The 6,120-nt window shown below is 40.5% G+C and carries 8 protein-coding genes and 1 pseudogene; 1 reads left to right on the top strand and 8 read right to left on the bottom strand.

Annotated features, from left to right (window positions below; genetic code table 11):
• From T357_RS0118045 to T357_RS0118010, 8 genes are all read right to left on the bottom strand, one after another.
• Window positions 1–491 (bottom strand): YczE/YyaS/YitT family protein (locus tag T357_RS0118045; protein WP_031555694.1); only part of this gene is annotated, 491 nt, incomplete at its 3' end.
• 56 nt (window positions 492–547) lie between these two features.
• Window positions 548–1,087, bottom strand: a complete 540-nt coding sequence (locus tag T357_RS0118040) for a GNAT family N-acetyltransferase (protein WP_031555692.1) — start codon at window positions 1,085–1,087, stop codon at window positions 548–550.
• A 123-nt stretch (window positions 1,088–1,210) separates the two neighbouring features.
• On the bottom strand, window positions 1,211–2,029 hold the full coding sequence (locus T357_RS0118035) for an MBL fold metallo-hydrolase (protein ID WP_031555688.1): 819 nt from the start codon (window positions 2,027–2,029) through the stop codon (window positions 1,211–1,213).
• Window positions 2,030–2,163: 134 nt separating this feature from the next.
• Window positions 2,164–2,706: a GNAT family N-acetyltransferase gene (locus tag T357_RS0118030; protein ID WP_009984887.1), complete on the bottom strand. Its 543-nt coding sequence runs from the start codon at window positions 2,704–2,706 to the stop codon at window positions 2,164–2,166.
• A gap of 41 nt (window positions 2,707–2,747) precedes the next feature.
• Window positions 2,748–3,245 (bottom strand): GNAT family N-acetyltransferase, encoded by a 498-nt coding sequence (locus tag T357_RS0118025; RefSeq protein ID WP_031555682.1) that lies wholly within the window; start codon window positions 3,243–3,245, stop codon window positions 2,748–2,750.
• Between the two features lie 28 nt (window positions 3,246–3,273).
• Complete coding sequence (locus tag T357_RS20670; protein WP_155991566.1) at window positions 3,274–3,906, bottom strand: hypothetical protein; 633 nt, start codon at window positions 3,904–3,906, stop codon at window positions 3,274–3,276.
• Between the two features lie 29 nt (window positions 3,907–3,935).
• Window positions 3,936–4,415 (bottom strand): GNAT family N-acetyltransferase, encoded by a 480-nt coding sequence (locus T357_RS0118015; RefSeq protein WP_031555676.1) that lies wholly within the window; start codon window positions 4,413–4,415, stop codon window positions 3,936–3,938.
• A 14-nt stretch (window positions 4,416–4,429) separates the two neighbouring features.
• Window positions 4,430–4,837, bottom strand: a complete 408-nt coding sequence (locus T357_RS0118010) for an iron chaperone (RefSeq protein WP_029201595.1) — start codon at window positions 4,835–4,837, stop codon at window positions 4,430–4,432.
• 691 nt (window positions 4,838–5,528) lie between these two features.
• On the opposite strand from T357_RS0118010, the pseudogene T357_RS22275 reads away from it, so the two are divergent.
• A pseudogene (locus T357_RS22275) lies at window positions 5,529–5,728 on the top strand (IS256 family transposase); the annotation flags it as partial.
• Window positions 5,729–6,120: the final 392 nt, after the last annotated feature.

Here is a 6,120-nt window from a genome sequence, read left to right as displayed (position 1 = left end):
ACAAGGAGCACAACTGCCCACAAAAAGACCTCAACTATTCCTATCGGGATTTTCTGCATTCTCTTCCCCAACCCGACAAGCAAAGCATCCCTCGGGCCGCAGCACTGTTCACTTTTCATATATACAGCCATTCCCAATGCCATAAATACAAATCCGACTAGCATTATTCCAATTCCCAGCCACCGATTGTTGTTTAAAGGCAACGGATTTATGCTGTTAAACAGCTGCACGAAATTTCCAGTAAGAAGTGCATCTATGATGGTCCCGTAACCTATTTTTTCCTTCAAAAGCAGATCGATTCCAAGAACCGTTACCGCTATTAAGGTCATTGAAAGTCCGTAATTGAGTGGAGTATGATACGACAACCCCATACCCAGACAATCCCATGGAGCAAGTCCTATATTTGCAAAAATAGTAAGATGGACTCCGAATGCAAAGATAAAAAGTCCTGCGATAATCCTGATCCATCCAAATATGGTATCCTTTTTCATAAAACGTCCATTTCGTCAATAAAACTGTATTACAAACTACTTAACAAGCTCGGATTCTATTGTTTTGATAGCCAGTCTTCCTTTGTCATTAGGCTTACATGGCCTGTTCTCTTCTCGTGCATCAGAGGTACATCCACATTCTCAGATCGCCATTGGTACCTAAAGCCGCATTTCTCCTGAACACGCTTGGACTTGATATTACCTTCATAATATCCGATCCAGATCTTCTTCATACCTAAGTCTTCAAAAGCATGTCGCAGCATTTCCTTCACTGCTTCCGGCATGATTCCCCGTCCCCAGAACGGTTTCCCAAGCCAGTAACCCATCTCGCATTCGTCATCTCTTTCAGTCATATCTGTATGCCCGTTCAGCTTAAGTTCGATTGCGCCTATAGCCTTGCCTTCTTCTTTCAGACAGATAGCATAAGCCTCTTTCCCGTTTAACACATTCTTTATTACATCCAGGCTTTCTTCGATACTCTTATGAGCAGGCCATCCAGCAATCGGACCCACATCTGGTTCACTGGCATATTTGTATAAATCCTCTGCATCGCCTTCATTCCAACGGCGAAGGATCAATCGTTCTGTTTCAAGCATTTTCTTTATCCTCTTTGTGCTTAGATTATTATCTTTCTGTAAAATGGCCTTATTAAATAACTCATATTATTCCTCGTTGCTGCCCATAATACCTGTCTTCAGATACAGAATTAAAACGTCATATTAAAATTCCTTCTTCAGTCCGACCATCATCTTTTCAAGTCTGTCGCCAAGTTCTTCTTTCAATATCTCATAGGCATGTTTCTCAGTACAATGCCCGGTACAGACATAATCTATCCCTGTATCTCTGATCTTTTTTCCGACAAGATGTATCTCTTCATCTGATTTGTTATAGAGGTGGAATCCACCTATAAGACCATATACATGCTTCTCCGGAAATGTCTCTCTGATCTCAGTAATGATATTTGCTGCCCCTCCATGTGAACAGGAATTGATTATCAAAAGTCCTTTCTCTGTTTCCAAAACAAGGCTTTGTTCATGGGAAAAGTCATCGGGAATCCACCCGGCTGAGGTCTTCCTGTACATAGATTCTCTTTTCCCGATATCTGATAACCCCTTTGTTTTATGAGGAATCAGATACACTCCATCCATTATCTTGTAATCACCTGAAACCATTATGATTCTGTCGCGGTAATTACATAATAGGTTTCGTGGTATACCTATGTATTTTCTGAAAATGAATTTCTTCCCATAACAATTCGCATCAACACTATCCCTGATATAAAAGCCTGCCTTATCATTATTTTCGAAAAAGGCCGGTATTCCATTTGCATGATCATAATGCGCATGGCTCAGTACACCATAATCTATATCCTTTACTTCAATTCCAAGTCCCCGCATATTTTTCAAAAATAAGTCAGAAGCTCCTGCATCTACAAGTATCTTTTTATCATTATATTCAACAAGAACGGACAGTCCCCATTCTCCTTTGAGCAAACCTGTTGAAGTATTATCAACGATTATTGTAAGTTTAGTGTTCATAGCCGGTCTCCGTAATAAGATTGTCTATTTTAATTATCTCCCTTAACTTATTTTCATAGCCTTATAGAAACATATCCTCTCATTGAGAAAATAAATATCAGGAGACATACCGCAAAAATAATAACAATTTGAAGTTATCTGACAGACTGCCATTCCTCTTTGGAAAGGCATGTTATGTGTTCCGTTCGGAGAACGCCCTCTATGGCACATGGCACATTATAGGCCGTATGATGATAATGAAAACCGCACTTCTCCTGAACACGTTTTGACTTTTCATTCCCATCAAAGTAACCACACCATATTTTATTAAGTTTCAGGTTTTCAAAACCGTAGCGCATCAATTCCCTGACTGCTTCCGGTATCAGCCCTCGTCCCCAATACGGAACTCCGATCCAGTAGCCGATTTCACCTTCTGAATCAGGAAGGCCAATATTGCTGGCTTTCCCAAGCATAAGTCCAATGCTGCCAACAGGCTGGCCTGATTCCTTTAGTACTACAGCATAGGTCTCCGGCGCTGAAAGAACCCTCCGGATTATTTCACGGCTATTCTCTACACTTGTATGAACCGCCCATCCTGCGATTGGTCCCACATCAGGATGACTTGCATATTTAAATAAATTCTCCGCATCGCTTTCTTCCCACGGTCGGAGGATCAATCTTTTCGTTTCAAGTATCATGGCATACCCCTCTTACCAACGACATCTCTGCAAACGGGAATTTATTTATCCCATTCATATGCCAGCTTTGGGCCACCACCGAACTGAATCAACCCACAATACTCAAAACCTTCTCTGCTGAGTATGTGCTGCATCACTTTGTTTTCTTCCTGTGTATCCAGTCGAATTGCGTCAATGCAATTTAATCGGCAAAAATCTTTGACGAGCTGAAAAGCATTACGTGACAACCCGCCTCCTCTGGCCCTACTGATGAATGCCATTCGATGCACCACAGCGTAGGGCTTTTCCGATTTCCACGCTCCATCGATCTTTGCATACGCGGGCTCATCGCCGATTATAATGCAGCAATAGCCAATGATTTCATTGTCCTTCACAAACACATATCCGATATTTTGAGCAATATCATCAAGAATTGTCTGTTCAGTGGGATAATCAGGATGCCACTGCTCAAAGCCCAAAGATTTGTGGTAGGCTCTCGCATCTTCAATACATTGATAGCATATTTCCGCTTCGTTCAAATTTGCCAATCTCAGCTTCATCTATACATCCTCCACAAACTGGTATTTATCAATCTGTTGCTGATACGAGCATTACTGCATATCTGTTCATGGTCTTATCATAGACACTCCAGCAGCACGCGCCATACCATTCATGTCCATCATCAAAAAAATCCGACCAGTCTGTTGTCCATTCATATATATCAAGTGTATCTGTACCGTTCGGAAACAGAGCTTTGTTCACTTCTTTGAAATCTTCGGGCTTGTTTCTTCTGCCGTGTACCGGTTCCATCAATGCATACCAGTAAGGAACCGTTGTTCCACAATTCTCATCGTCCGGTTTCCACTCTGCATCATAAAAGACGCTGCCATAATAAACAGTCTTCACAATATTCGGACAGTAGAAAAACACCTGCGGATCCAGTTGAGAAAGCTTTGCCTTATCGATGTCATAAACCAAAGGCTGCAATTTATCCTCAAGGTCATCACCAAACATGATCCGGGCTCTTTCTTTATTCCCTATGCTTTGCTTCGCCAGCCATTCAAAGACCACACGCAATGCTTCCCTATGAGATTCCATCCCCTCATAAGGCTTATCATCACTTAACAGATGATAGTCGACTTCACCGACAAGATGATATTCACTATCCGGATCATATTGCTTTATATAGTCATAGAACGTGTCGTTATCTATTCTTTTCATAAGCATATACCTGCAAATGGCTGCGATTTCTAAAGCTCACATACCATGATGAATTCCTCATCATTTTCATTCATGATCCTGAACCCGGTCTTCTGATACATTTTCACAGCATAGTTAGCCTTCTGAACAGCGAGAGACACTCTTTTATAGCCTTGATCACGAAGGTTCTCCAGCATTTCCTCCATAAGTCTCGTGCCGATCCCTTTTCTCCGATACTCCTTGTACAGTGAAATTGCAAATGAAGGTGTTTCATCATCCACATGGCCGTAATCATTCATGATCCTCGTCCAGACAGCCCCAACTTTTTTTCCGTCGTGGATCGCGACGAGGCAGTTGTCTCCAGACTTTGTACCGAAACCATCAGTGTATACGCGCAGCTCCGGTTTCTCTACAATATCTCTCGAAGGCGGCTCCACACCTTCCGGAATGAATATGGCTTCATATAAAAAGTCTTTGAGAAGGCCGAGTTCGTTTTCCCGAATACAACGGATCTCTATTGCGTTCTTCATACCATCTTTACACCTTATTTGGAATAGTTCTCAAAGCACCATTTTGCGATCCTTATGATCAGTGCTTCCGGTAAAGGCTGATCATAGGGAATCCGTATCGTGCCCTTGCTTACGTCATAATCGGAGAGTTCTTCCGTAAATACAGCTGTAGCCTCATCACCGGGATAAATGCCCAGATGTTTCTTTGATGCTGCGAAATGAATGATGTTACGACCTTTCCAATAAGTGGGCATCGACCAGGAGATCCGTTCCTCCGCGTCCGGCAGTGCATCACGAAGGATCTCCCGGATCTCCATTAATCTGGGCTTATATTTCTCATCCTGGACAGCAATGTATTCATCAATATTCTGCGGTTTCACACAGTAATGGTCCTGGTTTTGTCTGCTGAACTCTCTGCCGCATTTCGGACATTTCCATGCCATAGCTTCACCTCTTCAAATTGCCATTTATCGATTGCATATGCAAATAATCATACTACAATCCTTGGTACAATCACAAACTGATATTGACTTATATCTTTAATAAATATATAGTCAGAAAAAGGAAGCAACCAGTCTGATTGCTCCCTCTTAAATCTAAATTATCATAGAATACCCATATTTACAGAAAAAATTTCAAACTCTCCCCTGTTTCCCATATTGCAATGTTATTTGAACAAGATAGGGTTTTGTTCATTTTTGGGATTTTTCCTCAAAAAAATTTTTTTGGTTTTAAAAATTTTTTTTGGTTTTTTTTGGATTTAACTAAATTTTAAGGCCTTTTTGGACTTACTGCCAAACACCTGTAAAACTAAAAATTTTTAAACAAAATTTTTTTGACCCATACCCCCCCTGCTATTACTGGCTCTGTAAGGTTTTGTTCATTTTAAATAAAATCTACAAAACAGTAATATACGCCTATACAATATTGTAATAGTTTTGTTTGTTTTTACAGTAAAATATGTCATAAGTGGTAAAAAAATGGTTTATTTCAAATTAAGCAAAACCTTTTGTAAATAGATCAAAAATAGACAGCTATGTTTCCTGCCAAAATGCAGATAAAACATAGCTGTCTTTGTTTTTAATCATCCATTGTTATGGTATGAATGACATCATATACCATTTTATGGATCAATCCTCAGCTTTTCGAAGCCTGAATTCATGCTATCGCAGACTGAACAAGCAAAGAGCTATATTTCCTAGCCCTCAGGCGCTGATGAAGGCTCTTTATCTTACTACATTTGAGGTTACCAAGAAGTGGACCATGCCAATCAGAAACTGGGGTAGAGTTCGCGGTGAGCTTTAATTATGTATCCTGGCAGACTTTCAGATTAACGATTTAAACCTCTATCTCTAAATGATAGAGGTTACTCGTGCAAATTTGAATTTTCATAAATAGAATTCCCCACTGTTTCCCCTGCTAAAAATTCTTTTTCTCCTTCTCTAATCATAAAAGCCCACGCACATCTTGTAAATACAACAAAAGACAGTGACCCTGTATTCAGGCCACTGTCTCTGAAGCTTGATATTTACTTATTTTTCATAATCCGGTTTCCAGCCGGCAAACTGTACAAGCTGCGCATCGGTTCTATGATAATATCTCTCGTTCTTATGAAGCTCTATACTCCATCAGGGTTGTATTCTGCCATTCTCCAAATCTGTCCTTCGCGATTCTTTCTCTATATCCTATTTCTCTAAAACCACACTTCTTATGTAATGCTATGCTA

Source organism: Oribacterium sp. FC2011, assembly GCF_000701645.1.
GTDB lineage: Bacteria > Bacillota > Clostridia > Lachnospirales > Lachnospiraceae > Oribacterium.
The sequence above is the reverse complement of the archived record's forward strand: the minus strand, read 5'-3'. Positions and strand labels throughout refer to the sequence as shown.